We start from the raw sequence: 22,200 nt of genomic DNA, 5'->3' as shown, positions 1-22,200 counted from the left end.
GATCGAGCCGTGGCTCACGCCGCCTGCGTGATCGTGCTCCAGCCGTGCTCGCCGACGCTCACCTGCAGCGAGGCGTGAATCTGCTCCTTCATCGCCTCGACGTGGCTGATCAGCCCGATCGTGCGGCCGCCGGTGCGGAGGCTGTCGAGCGTCGCCATCGCGATCTCGAGGGTGTCGGCATCCAGAGAGCCGAATCCTTCGTCGATGAACAGGGTGTCAAGCGTGATGCCGCCTGCCCGCCCCGTCACGACCTCGGCGAGGCCGAGCGCGAGCGCGAGAGAGGCCAGGAAGGTCTCGCCACCCGAGAGGGAGTGCGTCGCCCGCTGCTGGCCGGTGTGGCCGTCCAGAATGGCCAGACCGAGTCCGGACTGGGCGCCGCGGTGGGCGATCCCGTCATCGTGCTCAAGCGTGTACCGGCCGCCGCTCATCTGGCGCAGCCGTGCGTTCGCCGCCGCGACGATCTCTTCCAGCTCGGCCGCGAGCACGAAGCTCTCGAGGCGCATCCGCCGCTCGTTCGGGGCATCGCCCTTGAGCGTGGCCGCGAGCCGTGCGACGACCTCGTAGCGTTCAATCAGCTCGGCGGATGCCGTGATCAGCCGCCCGGCGCGACCGATGAGCTCGTCGAGGGCTTCCGCCTGCCCGCGCACCGTGGCGTGACGGGCGAGCGCGGCGTCTCGGGTGTCGCGGGCCGCTGCCAGCGCTGCCGCCGAGGCGTCCAGTTCGATCAGATCGGCCGGAAGCTCTGCCAGTTCCGGCTCGCCGAGCGTCGCAGTCGCGGCTGCGACGGCATCGTCGTGTGCCCGCACGCGCGTCTCGATCGCGGCACGCGCGGAGGCGTCGAGGTGGGCGGCGGTGACCGCGTCCGCCGAGGCGAATCCGTGTGCAGACAGCTGGCCGGCGAGGGCGGCATCTGCGTCGATGAGGGCGGCCGCGGCCGATGTGTCTGCGGCGATCGCCTCGGCGAGCCCGCGAGCCAGCCGGAGCGTGTCCGCGAGGGCGGAGCTGCGCTCGGCCACCGTGGCGTAGCCGGCGCGCTGCTCGGCGAGTCGTTGCTCGGCGGAGTCGCGCCGGGTGCCGGCCGTCGTCACCGCCGTCGCTGCGTGTCCGAGCGCCTCCCGGAGCGAGCCGACGTTGGCCTCTGCGCTCTCGAGCTCTGCGCGCCGCGCCGTGAGCGCGGAGCTCAGCCGCTCCAGCTCGTTCGCGGCGGCCGTGGCGGTGTCGCGGGCCGCTGTCGCCGCCACGATCAACTCGGCGAGTTCGGAAGCGGTGCGTCCGCCGGCGCTGGCCGTTGCCGCGGCCAGCCTCTCCGCGAGCGCGCCGGCGGCACGCCTGGCCTCCTCTGCACGCTCGCGCCGCTCGGCCAGCACGGCCTCGGCCTCCTCGATGTCGGACTCGGTCACGGCGTCAGCCGACGTCTCCGCCGGACGCGGGTGCTCTGTCGCACCGCACACGGCGCAGGGATCACCGTCACGCAACGCGACGGCGAGTTCGGCGGCATGGCCGTTCAGCCTGACAGCGCGCAGCCGGTCGAGTTCGGCGGATGCTGCGGTGCTCTCCTGCCCGCTCGTGAGTTCGAGCGCGCGGGCGGCGGCGAGCCGGGTCTCGAGCGTCACGGCGGTCTCGGCGTGCTCGAGCGCCGTCGTCAGCCGGCCGAACTCCGCGGTCGTGCCCTCGAGAGTGGCGGCGACCGCCATCAGCTCAGCGATCCGATCGCTGTCGGCCGCGATCAGCGCGGGTAGAGCCGCCGTGTGTTCGAGAGCCTCGGCGAGGGCCGTCTCAGCGGTCTCCTGCGCGCGCCGCAGCCGTTCGAGCTCAGCCAGCTGCGCCGGCATCTCGCGTTCGAGCAGCATGGCGTCATCGAGGGCGCCCTGCTGCAGCGTCGTGCGCTCGACCACCGCGTCGATCTCCGCCGCGGTCGGGGCGGCCGAGCCCGGGTCTGCGGGGTCGGCATCGGCAGCGCGAGCGGTCTCTGACGCGGCGAAGGCGCGCTGCGCGCCGGCCAATGCGGCTGCGGCGTGGGCGGCCGCCGTCCGCCCGCGGCGTGCCGCCGTGACGGCGCCGATCGCGACATCGGCGCGGCCGGCCGCGGTGAGCGCGGCCCGGTCGGCGTCGACGGCCGCGGATGCCGCGCGCAGGGTGTCCAGCCGTTGCTCGGCGTCTGCGCGGCGCAGTTGCGCGGTGCGCCGGGCGACGAGTGCGTCGTGTGCACCGTCGGCGAGCGTGAACGCCGCGTCGGCGGCATCCGCCTCACGTGCGGCGCTCGACAGCTGCTCGTGCGCCGCAGCGCCGAGCTCGGCGAGCCACGGCGTCACCTGCTCGGGCAGGGGCGGCTCCGGGACGCGCAGGAGATCGGCGACTGTGGGATCGTCGGCGGCATCCGGTGCACGAGTCTCGGCCGCAGAATCGGCTGCCTCCGCGCCGGTGGCCGCAGCGCCCGGTGCCGTTTCGTCATCCACCCCGAGGCCGAGCGAGCGGGCGATCGTCACGGCCTGCTCGAGCATCTGGGCGAGCGTCGTGCGTTGCGAGCCCAGCTCGCCGTCCAGGGACTTGCGCTGTTCGGTGATCGCGAGCTCGTAGTCCTGGAAGCGGCGCGTGCCGAAGAGCGAGCGCAGCACATCCTGGCGGGCCTCGCTCTTGGCCAACAGGAACTGCTGGAAGCGGTTCTGGGCCAGCAGGATCACCTGCAGGAACTGGTCGCGGTTGAGTCCGACGAGCTCGGCGACGCGCGGGCCGACGGTGCGCGGGCCAGCCTCGATTCCGATCCACTCGCCGTCCCGGAGCTCGAACAGCTCTGCGGTCGGCTTCTGGGTGACGGTGCCGATACCCCGCGACTTCTGCCGCTCGTACTCGGGCGCGCGCTCGACCCGGTAGCGGGTGTCGCCCGCCGTGAACTCGAGCGTGACCAGGCTGGCGTCGTCTGGCCCGCAGTGGTCGCTGCGCAGCCGGCCCTTGGTGCCGTCGTAGCGCGGAACACCGTCGTAGAGCGCGAAACAGATCGCGTCGAGGATGCTCGACTTGCCCGCGCCGGTCTTGCCGCCCATCAGGAAGATGCCGTCGTCGGCGAAGGCGTCGAAATCCACGTGCTGCGCGGTCTTGTACGGGCCGAAGCCCTGCACGGTGAGCCGGTTGATCCTCATGCCGCGTCGCCGTCCCGTCTGGCATCGTCCCGCTGTGAGCCATTCAGGGCTATGACCTCGGCCAGCAGCGCGCGTTCGGCGTCGCTGGCGCCGACGCCGTTGCGCACGTGCTCGAGAAAGCCGCCGACGATCTCGCCGTCGCTCTTGGCCTTGATACGTTCGGCGTAGCTGGCCCCGGATGCGGCCGCGACGACGCTCGGGCGGTGGTCGAGCGTCGCGCACCACCGGAACCGCGTCTGCAGCGTGCGCATGGCATCGAGCGGGCGGGACTGGTCGGTGAGCACCGCGAACACCCAGTCCTGCGCGGCGTGCTCGTGCGCGGCATCCGTCATCAGCTCGTCGAGGGTGCCGGTGAGGATGCTGAGGCGGCGGGGAGTCGGCAGTTCGAGCCACTCCACCGATTCGAGGCCGTCGGCGCCGAGCTCGACGAGCCAGCCGCCGCGCGGTTTGCCGGCCTCGCTGAAGGAGAAGTGCAGCGGGGCACCGGAGTAGCGCGCCCGCTCGCTGAGGGTCGAGCGGCCGTGGATGTGGCCGAGGGCCACGTAGTCCGGTCCGTCGAAGGTCGACAGCGGCACCAGGTCGAGCCCGCCGGCGGTGATGTCGCGCACGACGTCATCGGAGATCGGGCCTGAAGCGTTGTCAAGCATGGCGGGCGCTGCGCCCGCACCGATGGTGCCGTCACCGTTGTCGCCGCCACCGACGTTCACCGCGAAGCAGTGTGACATGACCACGCTGCGGCCGCCACGCGCCGCCAGGTCGGTGCGCACGCGGTCCATCGCGAAGCCGAGGACCTGGGCGTGAGTGCGCAGGGGGATGCCCGGGTAGAGCCCGCGCACGAGCGCCGGCTCGAGATAGGGGATGCCGTAGAACTGCACGTCGCCGTGCACGTCGGCGAGCGTGACGGGTCGGTCGAGCTGTTCGGTTTTGGCGAGCACGTGCACGCCGCCGAAGGCCGCGAACTCCGATTGGAAGCCGAGACGGGTCGCGGAGTCGTGGTTGCCGCTGCTCAGGATGACGGTGGCACCGGCCTCACGGATCGCGCTGAGCGCCCGGCCCAGCAGCTCGTAGCTGCCTTGCGACGGCACGGCGGAGTCGAAAACGTCGCCGGCGACGAGCACGACGTCGATAGCCCGTTCGCGCACGAGCGCGGCCAGCTCACGCAGCACCTCGTCGAGCGCCGCGAGCGTGGAATGCCCGTGAAAGGTGCGCCCGACGTGCCAGTCCGAGGTGTGCAAGATCCGCATGACTCCACGGTAGCGGTGGCCGCTGACACGACAGTGTGCGGCCACGCGGTCACCGCGTGAGAAGGCAGACGGGTGGGAAGCCTGACGGCCGAGAAGCCAAATAGGTGAGAAGGCAGCGAGGTGAACGCGGGGCGAGTAGCAGGTGCATCTTGGCGCCGACCGTCAACGGTCACAGGGCCCGGTCGTACGCTCGACTCATGAATCGCACCTATGTCGTCACAGGCTCAGCATCGGGAATCGGCGCCGCAACGGCCGAACTGCTGCGGGAGCGCGGAAATCGGGTGATCGGCGTCGACCTGCGTGGCGCCGACGTCGTCGCCGACCTCTCGACCTCGGCCGGTCGGGCCGCGGCTGCGGAGGCCGTGCTCGCGGCATCCGATGGCCAGATCGACGCCGTCATCGCCGCTGCCGGAATCTCGGCGCCGATCGCGCTGACCGTCTCGGTCAACTTCTTCGGCGTCACCGAATTCCTCGAGGCCCTCGCCCCGGCGCTGGCCCGCAGCAGCGCGCCGCGCGTCGCGGCCGTGAGCTCGATGGCCTCGCTGCAGCCGAACTCGGCAGAACTCGTCGAGGCGCTCCTGAGCGGCGACGAGCAGGCGGCCGTCGCGATCGGCACGGCGCTGGCGGAGAAGGGCCCGGAGACCGGCTACCTCAACTACCCGTCGAGCAAGCGTGCCCTCAGCCGGTGGATCCGTCGCGAGGCGATCACCGAGCGCTGGGCCGGCGCCGGCATCCCGTTGAACGCGGTGGCCCCCGGGACCGTCGTCACCGCCATGACCCGTGAGCTGCTGGCAAGCGAGGAGGGGCGTGCCATGGTCGACGCCGCCGTGCCGATGCCGTTGAACGGCCACTCCGAGCCGATCGTGATCGCGCGTCTCCTGGCCTGGTTGACGAGCGAGGAGAACACGCACACGACCGGTCAGACGATCTACACCGACGGCGGAGCCGACGCCACGCTCCGCGGCGACAACATCTGGGACTGACCCACGATGCTGCGGCCTCCGGCCGTGCCCGCCGCGAGAGCAGACGGGCACGGCCGGAGTCGCATCACGCTGCCGTAGACTGCCGCACCAGGCGCGTCGCAGAGCATGAGGAGGCCGACCATGGGCCGGGTGGTCGTCGTGAATTTCATCAGCCTCGATGGGGTGATCCAGTCACCGCTCTCGCCCGATGAGGATCGTGACGGCGGCTTCGAGCGCGGCGGCTGGGTGCTTCCGTACGGCGACGACACGGTCAACGCGTTCATGGAATCGGTCACGGTCGGCGCTTCCGGCATGCTGCTCGGCCGCCGAACCTACGAGATCCTCTCCGGGGCGTGGGCGGATGCCGACGAGTCCGAGCCGGCGATCGCGGCCATGAACCGCATGCCGAAGCACGTCGTCACGTCGTCCCCTGGCGATCTCGCGTGGCGGAATTCCTCACCGGTCGCGGGCGAGCTGGCGCCCGCGGTCACGGATCTGAAGCGCCGCACCGACGGTGAGCTCGTCGTTTTCGGGGCGGGGACCCTCGTCCGCGCACTGGCACAGCACGACCTGGTGGATGAGTATCGCCTCCTGCTCATCCCGGTCGTCCTCGGCGCAGGCAAGCGCATGTTCGACGACCGCGGCCACCTCGCCCGGTTCGCGCTGAGCGCGAGCACCGTCGCGCCCAGCGGCGTCGTCATCCTCAGCTACACCCGCGATACATCCGGCTGAGCAGCCGTGAGCAGGCGCAGCGTCTGCTCGCGGCCAGGCGTGCGGTCGATCGGCTCATTCGCGTGGGAACCGCCGATCGCCGACACCATCACCTCGTCGACGCCATGCTCGGCTGCGAAGGCGGCGAGCTCTGCCCTGGCCGTCTCCGGCGTGCCGATGAGCCAGCGGGACTCGGCGGCCGCGATGAACGAGGCGCGGGCGGCATCCGGGGCGTCCAGCTCGGCCGCCGCGGCCTGCTCCACGGTCTCGAGCGCCGTCAACCGCTGGCCCATCCGCAGCCGAGCCATCATGCGCAGCTGCGGCAGGGCGCGGGCGCGAGCCTCCTCGAGCGTCGGCGCGACCGAGGCGTTCAACGTGAGGAACGACTGCGGCGTGGGGTGCCCCTCACTCGGCTGGTACTCGCCGCGATAGATCCGCATGGCGGCGGCGAGGCCCTCGCCGCTGAAGTGGTTCGCAAAGACATAGGGCAGGCCGAGGCGCGCGGCGAGCCGCGCGGAGTACTCGCTCGAACCGAGCAGCCAGATCGTCGGGGCACTGGATGCCGCCGGCGTCGCGTGCACCGTGTACTCCTGTCCGCTGGTCAGCGAGAAGGAGGCGCCGGTCGGCTGCAGCAGGGCCTGGATCTCGGTGATGTTCTCCGGGAAGCGCTCGACCTCGCTGGTCGATCCGCTCTGCCGCAGCAGCGCCGAGATCACCGGGTCGCTGCCGGGAGCGCGGCCGATGCCGAGGTCGATGCGGCCGGGCGCGATCGCCTCGAGTGCCGCGAACTGCTCGGCCACGATCAGCGGCGCGTGGTTCGGCAGCATCACGCCGCCGGAACCGACTCGGATCCGCTCGGTGCGGCTGGCGATCGCTGCGATCAGCACGGGCGGCGCTGTCGACGCGACGGCGGGCATGTTGTGGTGCTCGGCCAGCCAGTAGCGCTCGTATCCGAGTTCGTCGGCCGTCTGGGCGAGCGCGACGGATGCCGCGACCGCCTGTGCGCTGCTCTGCCCGGTGCGCACGGGCACCAGATCGAGCACGGAGAGGCGGGGAGAGATCGGGGTGGTCGGGGTGGACTCGGGGGCGCCGGCTGCAGAAGTCATCACAGTTCGGAACCCGCGAGGAGGCGTGGCTATTCCGCAGGGCATGATCAGGCGCCGGCATTCGGCATCCGTCCGGCGCGCGTTCAGCCAAGCCCAAGTTCGAGCTGCCAGACTCGACGAGGCCGTTCGCGGCACTCCGAATTGCACCCACACGGAATCGAGAACTTTCCAGCATGAAAATGACCACACCGTTGCGCCGCATGGCGCCGCTGGCGCTCCTGGCCGCGAGCGCCCTCGTTCTCACGGGATGCGCGGCTGGCAGCGACTCTGATTCAGATGCGACCGCGACGCCGGCCGCCGATGCGTGCACCTCGTACACCTCCGGCGACGAGAGCGAATCGGTCACGGTCAGCGGTGACTTCGGCAAGGAGGTCACGGCCGAGTTCACCACCCCGTTCGAGGCGACCGAGCTGCAGCGCACGATCGTGGACGAGGGCGACGGCGACGTGACCGCGGCGGGCGACAGCGTCGATCTGCGCATCAACGTCTTCAAGGGCACCACCGGTGAGGCGGCGATCGCCGAAGACGCGACCTTCACCGTCGGTGACCCGCAGATCTTCCCGGCGTTCCTCGCCGGCATCGAGTGCGTGCCCGTCGGCTCGCGCGTCGTCACCACGATTCCCGCCGCCGACCTCTTTGGCGAGGCCGGCAGCGAAGGCCTCGGCATCGCGGCCAACGAGAGCGTCGTCGTCGTGACCGATGTCTCCAAGATCGTTCCGCCGCTCACCGCGGAGGAGTGGACCGAGAACCCGCCGACCGTCAAGTTCAATGGCGAGGAGCCGCCCGTTCTGACGCTGCCGGAGGGTGAGCCGCGGCCAGAGCTGCTCGTCGACGTGATCGAAGAGGGCGACGGCGCCGTCATCAAGAAGGGTGACACCGTCACCACGAACTACCAGGGCACCAACTGGAACACCGGCGAGATCTTCGACCAGAGCTACGGCAAGGAGCCGCTGGTTCTGCCGACCACGAGCGTCGTCGAGGGCTTCGGCACCGCGCTCGTCGGCCAGAAGGTCGGAACCAAGCTCGTCGTCTCGATCCCGCCGGAGTATGGCTACGGCGTCGAGGGCAGCAGTGAGCACGAGCTCGCCGGCCAGACCCTCGTCTTCGTGATCGAGATCCTGGATGTCGAGTAAGCACCTCGCGTAAACAGCGAAACACGGAGGGCCCGCTCGAGAGAGCGGGCCCTCCGTGTTTCCACGTGGCGCCAACGGCATCCCCTCACCCGCGAGATGCCAGAGATGGCCCCTTCGGAGCGTCTGAAGGGGCCATCTCTGGCATCTCGCCGCGGCGAGGCGGCATGGAGGCGGCGAGGCGCGCGAGGCGAGCCAGACCGGCTAGATGGCGGCGAGCTCGCCGAGCTTCGCGTGCAGCTCGGAGTCGCGCGGCTCCACCATGTGGGTGGCATCCGGGAACACGATCACCGGGATGTTGGTGCGGCCGCTGATGGCCTTGGCGCGGTCTGCACCCTCGATCTCGATCTCGAGGTCGACGTAGTCGTAGTCGACTCCGAGGGTGTCGAGCAGCGACTTGGAGCGGCGGCAGTCGCTGCACCAGGTCGCGCCGAACATGGTGATGCGGTCAAAGGTCTCGGCGGATGCGGAAGCGTCGGTCATGTCACCCATGCTAAAGCGCGAGGCTGGGCGATACGCTGGAGGCAGGCCGCTGGTGCGGCCGACACCGAGGTCGAAGACGAGTACGGCAGGGCATGATGGCACGTCGCAGGCGCAAGGGATTCACGCCGTTCGACGATGAGGCGATCCCCAAGCGTGATGAGGTCTCCCTCGACGAACAGATCGAGGAAGGCGTGATGTTGGCGGAGTTCGGCGCCCGGATGGCGCTGAAGAACCAGATCATCATCGGTGTGCTGACGGAGCCGGATGCGTTCGACGACGAGCGGGTGCGCGATGCCGCACGGGCCGCCCTCTACGAAGAGGTGCAGCAGGAGGACGAGTCGGCCTCGATCGCCGAGGATGAACGCGGCTCGGCCGCCAACCGTGAGGGCAAGGCCCTGCACCACCACGACTACCGCACCGACGACGTCGCCAATCTGCGACGTCGGGAGAAGGTGCACGCCGCCGTCGCCGAACGACTCTGGCGCCTGCGCGAGGACCGCGAGTACCTCGACTCCTTCATTGCCAGGGCCAGGGCAGATGCGTGGAGTGAGATCTCGGCCGTGATCGAGAAGAAGCTCGACGACGTGTGGCCGCCACTCCTCGTCGAAGACAAGTCAGATGGCACGCCGGAGAAGCGCGTGAAGCAGCTTCGCAAGGAGCTCCGCCGCGAGGTGCGTGCCGCGAACCGCCGCTGGTAACGGGGTGGATGCCGCGGCATCTTGCCCGCCCACCGCGCCAGTCACCGCGCACGCTGCCGGCTCGGCGACGTCGCCCGAGCGCTCGCGCCAGTTACCGGGATATGACGCAGAAACTACTGGCGCGTAGCGCGGTAACTGGCGCAGAACGCGTGCCTGAGTCCGCACGGGCGCCGTGCCGGGACGGTCCGCCCGCTGAGGCTACGCGGCGACGGCTGCCGAGGTGCCGCGCGCCTTCAACAGCGTCTTGGAGGTCCAGCCGAGCAGGATCGAGACGACTCCGACGCCGATCGCGAAGAGTGCGATGCCGAAGGAGATCACCGAGGTGAAGAGCGAGGCCCGCAGGAACGAGGCGTTCATGACGGTGGCACGCATCGGGTCGTCCTGCGCGAGCTGCGCGTAGGTCAGCCCGTCGGTCATGGCGAGGGCGTGGGTGTTGATGATGTCGGCCTGAGCGAATGCGGTCAGCGGGCCGGCGACCTCCCACCCCTCGAGGAACGGCGCCCCCTCGCTCACGGTGATGCCCTCCGCGCGCAGCTTGACGCTCACCGCGATCCATGCCACGACCCCGACCACGATGAAGATGACACCGAGCACGATGACGCCGATGCTCGCGATGTGCGCCAGGCGCAGAGACTTGTCCAGATTGCTGCTGATCGTCGACATCGATCGTCCTCCCCAAGCGAATGATGTCTGCAGCGTATCCGCATCGCGGCGCCACGCGATAGGGCGGGCGTCCGGCCGGGCGCGGCGAACGTTACGGTGTTGGTCGCGCCCGCCGCGACGGTCGCCACGGGTGTGGGAGATTGTCAGCCATGACCGACGCCACCGCTGACACCCGCCCCGCCCCGCTCGACGCGCCGTTGACCGAGGCGCTCGCCGCGGCCATCGACCACCTCGTCTTCGCCGGGCCGGACCTCTCCGCCGCCGTCGCGAACATCGCCGAACGCACCGGTGTCACCGCCGCCCCCGGCGGGCGTCACGCCATCGGCACCGCCAACGCCCTCATCGCCTTCACGGTGGCCGGCGCCCGCGGCCCGCACTACCTCGAGATCATCGGGCCGGACCCGGAGGGGGAGCGCGCGGCATCCGAGATCGAGATCTTCGGCATCAACTCGCTGCAGGCGCCCACCCTCAGCAGCTACGCCGTGCACCTCGGGCCGGCGAGCATCGAGGATGCCGCAGCGCGCGCCCGTGCGGCCGGACTCGTGCTCGGCGATGTTGCAGCGCAGTCCCGTACGAAGCCGGACGGCTCCGTGCTGGCGTGGAGCTTCACGGCACCGCCCGGCCATGTCTCGCCGATCGTGCCGTTCCTGATCGACTGGGGAACGACCGCCCACCCCGGACTCAGCGAGCTGCCGACGCTGGAACTCGTCGCGCTCCGCGGCGAGCACCCGCGCCCGGCCGAACTGCGGGCGCAGCTGGCGGAACTCGGGGTGCCGCTGGACATCGCGCAGGGCGAGACGCCGGCGCTGATCGCGACCGTGCGCGGCACGCTCGGCGAGGTCGAACTGCGCTAGCCGCGCATTTCGACAAGCTCAATCAATGGGGCCTCCGCTGGTTGAGCCTGTCGAAACCCGTTGGCGGAGCAGATGCCCGTTGGTTGAGCCCGTCGAAACTCGGGGGTATCCGGCCTCGGGCCGATCGGGCCCGAGGCGTCGATAGGATTCGAAGGTGCGCCGCGGCGCAGCGTGAAGCAGCGAGGGGCGAATCGGTATGGAAGCAGGCGTCGACGGCGTCGTGACCGCTCTCGCCGTCATCCTGCTGCCGATCCTGCTCGGCTACATCGTCGGGCGCACGAATGTGCTCGGCGAGCACGCGCGTCCCGTGCTCAGTCGCCTCGTATTCTTCGTGCTCTCGCCGCTGCTGCTCTTCACCGTGCTCTCCGGCGCCGATGTGCACACGCTGTTCTCCGCACTGCTCCCGGTCTCGGCGATCGCTGGAGCGCTCATGGCACTGCTGTTCGCCGTGCTGGCATGGCTCTGGCGCCGCCCGCTCGCCGAGTCGGTCATCGGCTCGCTGGCATCCGGTTACGTCAACGCCAACAACATGGGCATCCCGATCGCGCTGTACATGCTCGGCGACGTCGCCTACGCGGCTCCGATTGTGCTCCTGCAGCTGCTTGTCTTCACCCCGATTGCGCTCGCGATCCTTGATGCGAAGGTCACCGGCTCCACCTCGCTGCCGCGGATCCTCGGCCAGACCTTTCGCAACCCGATCATCATCGGCTCACTCGCCGGCCTGCTCGTGGCGCTCGCGGGCATCACGCTGCCGGCCGTCGTGCACGACCCGATCGCCAGCGTCGGCGAGGCCGCGATCCCGCTGATACTGATCAGCTTCGGGCTCTCGCTCGCCGGCCAGCGGATGCTGAGCCCGGGGAGCGGACGCAAGCTCGTGCTCGTGGCCTCGGTGCTGAAGCTGATCGTGATGCCCGTTGTCGCCTGGCTGTTCGGCGCCTTCGTCTTCCGCCTCGACCCCACGGCGCTCTACGTCGTGGTCGTGCTCGCCGCGCTGCCGACGGCCCAGAACGTGTTCAACTACGCGCAGCGCTACGACACCGGCGAGATTCTGGCGCGCGACACCGTCTTCGTCACCACGCTCGGCTGCGTGCCCGTGCTGCTCGGCATCGCACTGCTCTTCTCGTAGTTCCGAGCGCAGCTCTTCTCCTAGTTCCGAGCGCAGCGCCGAGCGCTAGGCGAGCTCGCGCCGCGGACGCACCGCGATGTCGGTGATGTGCACATCGGCCGGGGCATCAACGACGAAGCGCACCGCGTCTGCGACCGAGCTCGGCCGGATGTACTTCTCCGGCTCGTACGGCTCGCCCGCGCTCTCATTGCCGGAGCGCAACAGGGGAGTGTCGGTCTGCCCGGGCGCGACGGTCGCCACGCGCAGCCGCGCCGACGACTCATCGATCCGCAGCACATCGGCGACCGCCTTCAGGGCGTGCTTGCTGGCCGCGTAGACGGCGCTGCCGGGAATCGCCCGCGTGCCGGCACCGGAGCCGATGAAGACGACCGTCCCCGCCGCCGCGCGCAGCTGCGGCAGCAGCACCCGGGTGAGCTCCGCGGGCGCGATCACATTGCTCCGCAGCACGAGCTCCCAGTCGTCGACGGATGCCGCGGCGACACCCAGCCGGGGAGCGATCGCCGCCGCGTGTACGAGCACGTCCACGCGGGGCAAAGCGGCGACGGCTGCGAACGCGGCAAAGTCGGTGAGCTCCAGCAGCTGCGTGCGGCATCCCGTCTCCGCCGCCAGTGCGGCCAGGGCGTCGGCCGAGCGGCCGACCGCGATCACGTCGTGCGTGGTGGACAGCTCGGCGACGATCGCCGCGCCCATGCCGCCCGTCGCGCCCGTGACAAGTGCGACCGGGCGCTCGCTCCCCGGGCGCGGGGCGGGCTGGTCGGGGGTGGCTGCGGTGGGCATTGGTCTCCTCTGCACAGTTTTTCTGCGTCGGTCTCTGGCGGGCTTCTGCCTGGTCTCTGGCGGCGCGAGAACCGGTGGATTTCATGCTGTCACGGGGGCAGGCGGCATCCGCGGCGATGACGATTTGCGTCGGGGTCTTGACGGGCTGCGCGACCCGGCGTACATTCGTGATCAATAAAACAGTTGATCAAGCAAAGGGTTGATTATGAGCCTCGACCTCCACGCCGATGGGCGTCTCGACCGGGCCTTCATGGCGCTGGCCGACCCCGTGCGGCGGGAGATCATCGCCAGGCTCAGCCGCGGGCCGGCGACGGTCAACGAGCTCGCCGAACCATTCGAGATCTCCAAGCAGGCGGTGTCCAAGCACATTCAGGTGCTCGAACATGCCGGGTTGGTCACGCGCAGCCGTGACGCCCAGCGCCGGCCGGTGCACCTCGATGCCGGCGCCCTCGAACGGCTCACGGCCTGGATCGACGGCTACCGGCTCATCCACGAGGCGCAGTTCCGTCGGCTCGACGCCCTGCTCGGATCACTGACGAACACCGACACCGGCGCGAGTGATGCCGGCACCACCGAATCCAAGGAGAAAGAACAATGAGTACCACCACCAACGCTCTCACCGTCACTGCTCCGGAAGGCGTGCAGTACGTCGACTTCGTGCGGGAATTCGACGCCCCCGTCGCCGCGGTCTTCCGCGCCCACGCGGAACCGGATCTGGTCAAGCAGTGGCTCGGCCCAGACGGCTACGACGTCGAGATCGAGCGCTTCAACTTCGTCACGGGCGGCGGCTACCGCTACATCCACCGCGCACCAGACGGTGAGGAGTACGCGTTCAATGGCGTCTTCCACGTGGTCCGGCCGAATGATTTCGCGATCCAGACCTTCGAGTACGAGGGCTTCGCGGATGCCGTCAGCATCGAGTCCATGCGCTTCGAAGACCTCGGCGACGGGCGAACCCGCCTCGTCGGGCACTCCGTCTACCCGAGCCAGGAGGCACGCGACGGCATGGTCTCCAGCGGCATGGAGCGCGGCATGTCCGAGGGCTACAACCGCCTCGACCAGCTGCTGACGACACTCTGACGGCTGACGACACTCTGAGCAGCGAACCGGCCGGCGGATGCCGCGTGGCCCGACCTTGCGGCATCCGCCCGGCTCGCGCTCAGCGGCACAGGTCCGGCACGGCACCGGCACGCCACCGGCACGGCGCGAGCGCACGGCACCAGCACCGCGCCACCAGAACACTCACCAGCAGTCAGGAGAAGCACCATGGATTGGACACTCGAAGTCATCGTTCTGCCGGTCAGCGACATCGACCGCGCGGTGGCGTTCTACCGCGACCAGGTGGGATTCCACCTCGACCATGACACCAGGACCGAGCAGATGCACGTCGTCCAGCTCACCCCGCAGGGATCTGGCTGCTCGATCGTGATCGGCGATCTGCCCGCACAGAACGAAATGGCCCCAGGGTCGATGCGCGGGCTGCAGCTCGTCGTCTCCGATGCCCAGGCCGCCCGCGATGAACTGATCTCGCGCGGTGTCGAAGCGAGTGAGATCGTGACCTTCGACGCCAGGGACGGCGGCACCTTCTTCGGCTTCTCCGATCCGGACGGCAACAGCTGGGCCGTGCAGGAGCTGCGCGTGCGCGCCGAGAAGCCGCTCATCCCGCTCGAGGCACGTGGCCGCTTCGGAGGCGACGACTGAGCCGAGCGCCTAGAGTTCTGAGATGCCGATTCTCAACAAGGACATGACCCTCTGCATCTCGCTCTCGGGCCGACCGAGCAACATCGGCACGCGCTTTCACAACTACCTCTACGACGCGCTCGAGCTGAACTACATCTACAAGGCGTTCAGCACGGGCGACCTGCCCGCCGCCATCGCCGGTGTGCGCGGGCTCGGCATCCGCGGCTGCGCCGTGTCGATGCCATTCAAGGAGGCGGTGATCCCGCTCGTCGACGAGCTCGACCCATCGGCCGCCGCGATCGAGTCGGTCAACACGATCGTCAACAACGACGGCCACTTGAAGGCATACAACACCGACTACCTGGCGATCCAGCGCCTCGTCGAGCGGCACGCGGTGGCGCCGTGCCCCGTCGTCGTGCGGGGCAGCGGCGGCATGGCGAAGGCGGTCGTCGCCGCGCTCCGCGACGCAGGCTTCACCGACGGCACCGTGCTCGCCCGCAACGAGGCAGCGGGGCGTGCGCTGGCGGAGCAGTACGGCTGGCGGGTTGCCACCCAGGCGCCGTCCTGCGCTGTGCCGGATGCCGCTGGCGCCCCTGACGCCGCAGACGCCCCGCGCACCGACGTCGCGGTCGGGGCAGGACTGCTCGTCAACGTGACGCCGATCGGCATGGCCGGCGGAGCCGAGAGTGCGGAACAGTCGTTCTCGGATGCCGCGATCGCCGCCGCATCCGTCGTCTGGGACGTCGTCGCGATGCCCAGCGAGACCCCGCTGATCCGCGCGGCGCGAGCCGCGGGCAAGCGCGTGATCACGGGCGCAGAGGTGATCGCCATCCAGGCCGAGGAGCAGTTCGTGCTCTACACCGGTGTGCGCCCGAGCGCCGAGCTCGTGGCCGAGGCCTCCGCCTTCTCGCTCCGCCAGGAGTAGGTGCTGCCACCCATGCGGCGCGCGGTGCGCGCTGCGTAGAGTGGCCGCCATGAATTCCGCCGAGCCTCGGGCCGATGCGGGCCCACACCCGCGCAGCTACCTGTTCGCACTCACCGACGGTGGCGGCACGGTCCCCCCGGAGCTCGGCGTCGTCAGGCGGCTCCACGCCCGCGGCCACACGGTGACGGTGCTCGCGGAGCCCTCGATGGCCGAGCAGGTGATCGGCACGGGGGCGACGTTCCTGCCCTGGTCGTGGCGGCCGGCGGAGCCCTTCCACGACTGGGATCTGCGCACTCCGACGCGTCTCGCGCGCGGGATGGCCGAGCAGATGATGACCGATCCGGCCCCGAGCCAGGCGCACGACACCGTCGCTGCCATCGACAGGAGCCGGCCAGAGCTGGTGCTGACCTCGTCTTTCGCCGTCGGAGCGATGATCGCAGCCGAGGCGTGCGGCGTGCCGTTCGACGTGCTGTTCCCGAACGCCTATCCGTTGCCGGCGCCTGGCATGCCACCGTTCGGCGCCGGGCTCACACCCGCGCGCGGCTCGCTCGGGCGAATGCGGGATCGGGCGGCGACCGCGATCAGCGGCAGGCTCTTCGATCACTACGCGCTCGCGCCGCTCAACCGGGTGCGCGCCGCGAACGGCCTCGATCCGATCGCGCACACCTGGGATCAGATGCACCGTGCCCGCCGTCAGCTCGTTCTCACCTCGGCCGCGTTCGACTTCCCGGCCACACTGCCCGGCAACGCCCGGTACGTCGGCGCCGTGCTCGACGACCCAGAGTGGGCGGCCGACGACGCCTGGACGCCACCGGATGGGCGGGCGCCACTCGTGCTCGTCGCCCTCTCCTCGACCTTCCAGAACCACGTCGGCTGCCTCCAGCGCATCACCGACGCGCTCGGAAGTCTGCCCGTCCGAGGCCTCGTGACCACGGGGCCGGCAATCCGCCCGGAGGCGATCCACGCACCCGCGAACGTCAGCGTCGTCGCCTCCGCCCCGCACAGCGCCGCGATGCGTGAGGCGAGCCTCGTCGTCACGCACGGCGGCCATGGCACGGTCGTCAAGTCGCTCGCGGCCGGCCTGCCGCTCGTCATCCTGCACCACGGGCGTGACCAGGCGGACAACGCGGTGCGCGTCACCAGCCGCGGCGCCGGCATCGCGGTGCCCCGGTCGGCATCGGCGGAGCGGATCGCCGGCGCGGTGCTCACGGTGCTCGCCGACTCGGACTACCGCGTCGCCGCGCAGAGGCTCGGGCGGGCCGTCGCACGCGACGCCGCCGGGGGAGCGCTGCTCGCGGAGCTGGAGTCCTGAGCCGGTCCACGTCCTCCCGCTCCCGCTTCGGCACGGCATCCAGACCGCAGTTTGACGCCTTTCCGGCGCCCGGAAGCCGTCGAACTGCGATCTCGAGCGAGCGGCTCAGGCGAGGGCGAGCAGCCCGGCCGCGGTGATCGCCAAGGCAAGTCCCACCCACTGCACGGGGGCGATGCGTTCCTTGAGCACGAGTGCGGCGAGGAGGATCGTGCCGGCCGGGTACATCGCGACGAGCACACTCATCACGCTGAGTTCGCCGAGTCGCAGGCCGATCAGCATGAACACATTGGCGACGGCGTCCACCGCCCCGGCCGCGACGGCGAGCAGCAGCCCGGTGCGCACGGTTGTCGCCGACGGGCGCAGCGCCCGTTTCGTGAAATCCACGGGGCCGGCGGCGGATGCCGCACCTTCCGGCCCGGCTCCGCTCACCCGCCGTGCCCCGATGCGCCACAGCAGCAGCACGACGGCGAACATGATCGCTGCGTTCACGCCCCGGTTGAACAACAGCGGCACGATCCCGCTGTCCTCCGGCGTGAGGTCGATCAGGATCATGAAGGTGCCGATCGCCGCCCCGCTGCCGATCGCCATCAGGATGCCGCGGAGGCTCGGCCGCACGGCACCCTGTTCCGGCACGAAACCGACGAGCACGACCGCGAGCAGGGCGAGGCCGAGCGCCCAGTAGCCGATCGGGGAGAACGCCTCGCCGCGCAGCAGGCCGAGCGTCATCGGCACGATCGCGGAGACGACGGCGGTGAGCGGCGAGAGGATGCTCATCGGGCCGATCGCCAGGCACGCGTAGAGCATCGAGATGGCCAACGCGCCCGTCACGCCGGAGAGGGCGCCCCAACCGATGGCGGATGCCGACCACGCCCCGCCCAGCCACGGCAGCGCGAGGAGCAGCACCGCGAGCCCGGCCGCGGCCGTCACCGCCGTCGTCAGCACCGCGCTGATGCGCCTGGCGGAGAGCCCTCCGAAGAAATCGGCGGCGCCGTAGACGAGCGCGCCGGTCAGACCGAGGAGTGCGATGAGCATGAGGGCTCCAGACTAGACCGGCCGACACGCTGCTCATGTGAGCAGCGAAGGTGACAATCTGCTTAAGCGCAAGAGAAAAACAATGGCACCCCCTTGGCAGTGTCGGTGTGCTTCCCTAGGCTGCGACTGACCCCCGCAGGGGGGTCGCCCAGTCGCCCTGCTTGGCGTCATGCTGCGGTCACATCGCGGCGTTCGGCGCGCAATCGGGCGGGCACCACATCGACAGGAGATCTCGTGCACCAGCAACACAGCTCCCGCTCGCGGAGGCTCGCAGCGCTCGCCGTCACGACGACGGCCGCGCTCGCCTTCACGGCATTCGGTTCAACACCGGCATTCGCAGAGGATGCCGTCGCAGCAGCCGCCACCCACACGATCGCCCAGGTCCAGGGAACCGGCGCAGCCAGTCCGCTGCCGAGCAACACGCCCGTCACCGTCGACGGTATAGTCACGGCCGACCACCGCGTCGGCGGGTTCGGCGGCATCGTCGTCCAGACGCCCGGCGTCGGGGGCGACGTCGACCCGAGCCCAGGCGCCTCCGACGGCATCTTCGTCTTCCTCGGAGCCAATGCAGCAGCCGGCATCGCCATCGGAGACCAGGTCACCGTGAGCGGCCTCGCCGGTGAGCGCAGCGGGCAGACCCAGATCAACGCGAGCGCCGGTTCGGTTGCGCTCGTCGCCGCCGGCGTCGGACTGCCGGCCCCCGTCGTACTGCCCGACACCCTGCGCGGAGACGCCCGCGAGCCCTTCGAGGGCATGCTCGTCGCCCCGAGCGGCAGCTACGCGCTCAGCTCCAGCCACAACCTCTTCTCCTTCGGTGAGCTCTGGCTGAACGCCGGTGAGGCCGCGGCGGTCAAGAGCACAGAACTGGTCGGCCCCGGTGCAGAGGCCGATGCGATCACCGCGGCCAACAAGGCCGCGCGCGTGCTCGTTGACGATGGCTACAGCGTGCGCGTCACCGACGCGTCGCACAACGGCGAGCAGCCCTACTTCACCGCGGACACCGTCGTCCGCAACGGCGACACCGCCGTGTTCCCCGCTGCGGGCATGGTCCTCGGCTACGGCTTCAACGAGTGGCGCCTGCAGCCGCAGCTGCCGGTGACGGATGCCAGCGACGCCGCAGGCAAGGTGAGCTTCACCCCGGTGAACCTCCGCGCCGACGCACCGCCGGAGGTCGGCGGCGACGTGAGGCTCGCCTCCTTCAACGTCTTCAACTACTTCACGACCCTCTCCAGCGTGAACTCCGCCGCCCGCGGCGCCGAGACACAGGAGGAGTTCGACATCCAGAAGTCCAAGATCGTCGCGGCCATCAACGGCCTGGACGCCGACGTCGTCGCGCTCATGGAGATCGAGAACTCGGTCAAGCTCGGCACCCCCGCCGACATCGACGCCGCGCTGAACGATCTGGTCGCCGGGCTCAACGCCGCTGCCGGCTCCGAGGTCTGGGCGGCCGTGCCGACCCCGGCCGCGCTGAACGACGCCGCGATCACCGACTTCATCACGAGCGCGATCATCTACAAGAAGGAGGCCGTGACCCCGGTCGGCGCGAGCAAGACCGTCATCGACGAGACCGTGTGGGACATCGCACGCGAGCCGATCGCACAGACCTTCACCTTCGAGGGCAAGACGATCACCGTCGTTGCCAACCACTTCAAGTCCAAGAGCTCACCGGGCGGCACTCCGGCGCCGCCGGAGCCGGCCGATGGGCAGGGCTTCTTCAACGCGGAGCGCACGGAGCAGGCCCAGTCCCTGCTCGCCTTCAGCCAGCAGCTGCAGGCCGAGTCTGGCAGCGGTGACGTGTTCCTGATCGGTGACTTCAACGCCTACGCGCACGAAGACCCGATCAACGTGTTCACCGCAGCGGGCTGGACGGATGTCGTGCCGACGCACGCCGCCGGCCAGTACACCTACACCTTCAACGGTGAGCTCGGCTCGCTCGACCACGTGCTCGCCTCGCCGTCGGTGGCACCGACCGTCACGGGCGCAGGCGTCTGGAACATCAACTCGCCGGAGTGGAGCGACCGCGGCTACGCGTTCGGTGCCACAGAGGCCGGTACCCCGTTCCGGTCCAGCGACCACGACCCGATCGTCGTCGGCGTCTCCCAGGAGGTGCAGCCCGTCGACATCAACGTCGTCACGGTCAACGACTTCCACGGCCGACTCGAGCAGGTGGCACCGTCCGGCGGGGCCGCGGTACTCGCCGGCGCCGTCAAGCAGGTCCGTGACGCGAACCCGAACACGGTCTTCGCCGCAGCGGGCGACCTGATCGGCGCATCCACCTTCACCTCCTTCATCCAGCAGGACAACCCGACGATCGACGCACTGAACGCGGCCGGACTCGACGTCAGCTCCGTCGGCAACCACGAGTTCGACCAGGGCTGGGACGATCTGAGTGGGCGGGTGCTTGACCGGGCCAACTGGGAGTACCTCGCGGCGAACGTCTACGACAAGACGACGGGCAAGCCCGCGCTGCCGGAATACTTCACCGAGACGTTCGAGGGCGTCACGGTCGGCTTCGTCGGCGCCGTCACCAACGAACTGCCGTCGCTGGTCAGCCCGGACGGCATCGCGAATCTTGAGGTGCGCGATGTCACGACGGAGGTGAACCGCGTCGCCGATCAGCTGCGCGATGGTGATGCGGCCAACGGCGAGGCGGATGTCGTCATCCTGCTCGTCCACGAGGGCGCAGCCACGGCCGCGATCGAGTCGGCGACCGACGAGGCCACGGCCTTCGGAAAGATCGTGACCGGCGTCGACTCCGACGTCAACGCGATCGTCTCCGGTCACACTCACCTCGCCTACAACCACGTGATCGACGGTCGCCCGGTGATCTCGAGCGGCCAGTACGGCGAGAAGTTCGGCCTGATGGATCTGCAGGTGAACCCGCAGACCAAGGAGCTGGTCTCGATCAGCAACGAGACGCTGCCGCTGATGAGCGCGCCGATCCCGGCAACACCGACCACGCCGGCCGTTCCGGCGATGCCGCTCTACCCCGCAGTGCCGGAGGTGCAGGCGATCGTCGCCGACGCCGTCGCCGTCGCCGACGTGCTCGGTGCACAGAAGCTCGGCGACATCACGGCCCCGTTCAACCGGGCGAAGCTCTCCAACGGCACCACGGAGAACCGCGGTGGCGAGTCCACACTCGGCAACTTCGTTGCCGACGTGCAGCTGTGGGCGACGCAGGCTGCCGGAGCCCAGATCGCCTTCATGAACCCGGGCGGCCTGCGCACCGACATGCCGTACGCCAGCTCGGGACCGAACGACCCGGATGGCAACGTCACATACAAGGAGGCGGCTATCGTGCAGCCATTCGCCAACACCCTGGTGGCGATGGACATCACCGGCGCGCAGCTGAAGACACTGCTCGAACAGCAGTGGCAGCCGGCCGCGTCGACCAGGCCGTTCCTGAAGCTCGGCGTCTCGGAGGGGCTGGAGTACAGCTACAACCCCGCAGCGGCCGCCGGCGGGCGCATCGGCGCCATCACCCTGAACGATGAGGCGATCGACCCGGCCGCCAGCTACCGCATCGCGGTGAACTCCTTCCTGGCCTCCGGTGGCGACAACTTCAGCGTCCTCGCCTCCGGCACCAACCGAGCCGACACCGGCAAGGTCGACCTGGCGGCAATGGTGGACTACCTCGCCGTCAACTCGCCGGCCTCGCCCGACTACGCGCAGCGCGCCGTCGGTGCGGTGCTGAGTGCGCCGGCGGATGCCGCAGGCTACGAGGCCGGTGAGACTGTCACCGTCAACCTCAGCTCGCTGGCCTTCGGCGACAGCACGACGCCGGCTCCCGGCACGGTCGAGCTCTCGCTCGGCGGTGTCGCCGTGGCATCCGCCCCCGTCGACGCGACGGTGACGGACGCCGTCTTCGACGAGACCGGAACGGCGACCGCGCAGTTCACGGTGCCGGACGGCCTCGACGGGGTGCAACAGCTCGCGATCACCGTCGCCGCGACGGGAACAGCGGTCTCGGTGCCGATGGCGATCCAGAGCGTTGTGGTGCCGGAGAAGATCGCCAGCATCACGTTCGGGGCCCCGAACAAGCTGCTGGCCAAGGCCGGTTCGGCTGTGAAGTACAACGTCACCGTGGCGGCGGCATCCGGGCCGCGTGCCACGGGGACCGTCGAGGTGCGAGACGGCAAGAAGGTGATCGCGACGATTGAGCTGACGGCCGCGGACAAGGGCAAGGCGAGCGTCAAGCTGCCGAAGCTCGGTCGGGGCATTCGCATCCTGACCGCGCACTACCTCGGTTCGGACACGGTCGAGGCTTCGCGGAGCCTGCCGGTTCCGCTGATCCTCTGGTAAGCGACGCCTGATCGACGGCCCTCCCGCCCCGTGCTGGAGGGCCGTCGTGCTTCCCGCC

Annotated in this window: 19 protein-coding genes; 12 read left to right on the top strand and 7 right to left on the bottom strand. The window is 70.0% G+C overall.

Annotated features, from left to right (window positions below; translation table 11 throughout):
• Positions 1-14 precede the first annotated feature (14 nt).
• Both ASC66_RS04900 and ASC66_RS04895 read right to left on the bottom strand, forming a co-directional pair.
• Positions 15-3,137 (bottom strand): AAA family ATPase, encoded by a 3,123-nt coding sequence (locus tag ASC66_RS04900; protein WP_055835386.1) that lies wholly within the window; start codon positions 3,135-3,137, stop codon positions 15-17.
• On the bottom strand, positions 3,134-4,381 hold the full coding sequence (locus ASC66_RS04895) for an exonuclease SbcCD subunit D (RefSeq protein ID WP_055835383.1): 1,248 nt from the start codon (positions 4,379-4,381) through the stop codon (positions 3,134-3,136). The genes ASC66_RS04900 and ASC66_RS04895 overlap by 4 nt, the downstream gene beginning before the upstream one ends.
• Before the next feature lie 197 nt (positions 4,382-4,578).
• Here ASC66_RS04895 and ASC66_RS04890 point away from each other — a divergent pair, with 197 nt between their 5' ends.
• Both ASC66_RS04890 and ASC66_RS04885 read left to right on the top strand, forming a co-directional pair.
• On the top strand, positions 4,579-5,364 hold the full coding sequence (locus ASC66_RS04890) for an SDR family oxidoreductase (RefSeq protein ID WP_055835380.1): 786 nt from the start codon (positions 4,579-4,581) through the stop codon (positions 5,362-5,364).
• Positions 5,365-5,484: 120 nt separating this feature from the next.
• Positions 5,485-6,075 (top strand): dihydrofolate reductase family protein, encoded by a 591-nt coding sequence (locus tag ASC66_RS04885; RefSeq protein WP_055835377.1) that lies wholly within the window; start codon positions 5,485-5,487, stop codon positions 6,073-6,075.
• Here the strand turns inward: ASC66_RS04885 and ASC66_RS04880 are convergent.
• On the bottom strand, positions 6,051-7,160 hold the full coding sequence (locus tag ASC66_RS04880) for an LLM class flavin-dependent oxidoreductase (RefSeq protein WP_055835372.1): 1,110 nt from the start codon (positions 7,158-7,160) through the stop codon (positions 6,051-6,053). The genes ASC66_RS04885 and ASC66_RS04880 overlap by 25 nt on opposite strands.
• A 173-nt stretch (positions 7,161-7,333) precedes the next feature.
• Here ASC66_RS04880 and ASC66_RS04875 point away from each other — a divergent pair, with 173 nt between their 5' ends.
• Positions 7,334-8,293, top strand: a complete 960-nt coding sequence (locus ASC66_RS04875; RefSeq protein WP_082492014.1) for an FKBP-type peptidyl-prolyl cis-trans isomerase — start codon at positions 7,334-7,336, stop codon at positions 8,291-8,293.
• A 201-nt stretch (positions 8,294-8,494) separates the two neighbouring features.
• Here ASC66_RS04875 and ASC66_RS04870 read toward each other — a convergent pair whose 3' ends face one another.
• Entirely contained in the window at positions 8,495-8,773 is a 279-nt protein-coding gene (locus ASC66_RS04870; protein WP_055836359.1) for a glutaredoxin family protein, read from the bottom strand.
• 92 nt (positions 8,774-8,865) lie between these two features.
• Between ASC66_RS04870 and ASC66_RS04865 the strand changes: the two genes are divergently transcribed.
• Positions 8,866-9,471, top strand: coding sequence for a hypothetical protein (locus tag ASC66_RS04865; protein WP_055835365.1), 606 nt, complete (start codon positions 8,866-8,868; stop codon positions 9,469-9,471).
• A 198-nt stretch (positions 9,472-9,669) separates the two neighbouring features.
• Here the strand turns inward: ASC66_RS04865 and ASC66_RS04860 are convergent, their stop codons facing one another.
• Positions 9,670-10,134, bottom strand: a complete 465-nt coding sequence (locus ASC66_RS04860; RefSeq protein WP_055835363.1) for a hypothetical protein — start codon at positions 10,132-10,134, stop codon at positions 9,670-9,672.
• 149 nt (positions 10,135-10,283) lie between these two features.
• Here ASC66_RS04860 and ASC66_RS04855 point away from each other — a divergent pair, with 149 nt between their 5' ends.
• Complete coding sequence (locus ASC66_RS04855; protein ID WP_055835360.1) at positions 10,284-10,988, top strand: VOC family protein; 705 nt, start codon at positions 10,284-10,286, stop codon at positions 10,986-10,988.
• 196 nt (positions 10,989-11,184) lie between these two features.
• On the top strand, positions 11,185-12,114 hold the full coding sequence (locus tag ASC66_RS04850) for an AEC family transporter (RefSeq protein WP_055835357.1): 930 nt from the start codon (positions 11,185-11,187) through the stop codon (positions 12,112-12,114).
• A 45-nt stretch (positions 12,115-12,159) separates the two neighbouring features.
• On the opposite strand, the gene ASC66_RS04845 is transcribed toward ASC66_RS04850, so the two are convergent.
• Positions 12,160-12,891, bottom strand: a complete 732-nt coding sequence (locus ASC66_RS04845; protein WP_055835354.1) for an SDR family oxidoreductase — start codon at positions 12,889-12,891, stop codon at positions 12,160-12,162.
• Between the two features lie 205 nt (positions 12,892-13,096).
• Here ASC66_RS04845 and ASC66_RS04840 point away from each other — a divergent pair, with 205 nt between their 5' ends.
• From ASC66_RS04840 to ASC66_RS04820, 5 genes are all read left to right on the top strand, one after another.
• Entirely contained in the window at positions 13,097-13,489 is a 393-nt protein-coding gene (locus ASC66_RS04840; RefSeq protein ID WP_055835351.1) for an ArsR/SmtB family transcription factor, read from the top strand.
• The gene (locus tag ASC66_RS04835) at positions 13,486-13,971 is read left to right on the top strand and encodes an SRPBCC family protein (RefSeq protein ID WP_055835348.1); all 486 of its coding nucleotides are present in this window, start codon (positions 13,486-13,488) and stop codon (positions 13,969-13,971) included. The genes ASC66_RS04840 and ASC66_RS04835 overlap by 4 nt, the downstream gene beginning before the upstream one ends.
• A gap of 186 nt (positions 13,972-14,157) precedes the next feature.
• Positions 14,158-14,592, top strand: a complete 435-nt coding sequence (locus ASC66_RS04830) for a VOC family protein (RefSeq protein WP_055835345.1) — start codon at positions 14,158-14,160, stop codon at positions 14,590-14,592.
• A 22-nt stretch (positions 14,593-14,614) separates the two neighbouring features.
• On the top strand, positions 14,615-15,496 hold the full coding sequence (locus ASC66_RS04825) for a shikimate 5-dehydrogenase (RefSeq protein WP_200944703.1): 882 nt from the start codon (positions 14,615-14,617) through the stop codon (positions 15,494-15,496).
• 49 nt (positions 15,497-15,545) lie between these two features.
• On the top strand, positions 15,546-16,808 hold the full coding sequence (locus ASC66_RS04820) for a glycosyltransferase (protein WP_055835341.1): 1,263 nt from the start codon (positions 15,546-15,548) through the stop codon (positions 16,806-16,808).
• A gap of 105 nt (positions 16,809-16,913) precedes the next feature.
• Here the strand turns inward: ASC66_RS04820 and ASC66_RS04815 are convergent, their stop codons facing one another.
• Complete coding sequence (locus ASC66_RS04815; protein WP_055835338.1) at positions 16,914-17,840, bottom strand: EamA family transporter; 927 nt, start codon at positions 17,838-17,840, stop codon at positions 16,914-16,916.
• A 234-nt stretch (positions 17,841-18,074) separates the two neighbouring features.
• Here ASC66_RS04815 and ASC66_RS04810 point away from each other — a divergent pair, with 234 nt between their 5' ends.
• Positions 18,075-22,142 (top strand): ExeM/NucH family extracellular endonuclease, encoded by a 4,068-nt coding sequence (locus ASC66_RS04810; protein ID WP_055835335.1) that lies wholly within the window; start codon positions 18,075-18,077, stop codon positions 22,140-22,142.
• The last annotated feature ends 58 nt before the right edge of the window (positions 22,143-22,200 follow it).

Origin of the sequence: Leifsonia sp. Root4 (genome assembly GCF_001425085.1) — a bacterium.
Taxonomy (GTDB): Bacteria; Actinomycetota; Actinomycetes; order Actinomycetales; family Microbacteriaceae; genus Microterricola.
The sequence above is the reverse complement of the archived record's forward strand: the minus strand, read 5'-3'. Positions and strand labels throughout refer to the sequence as shown.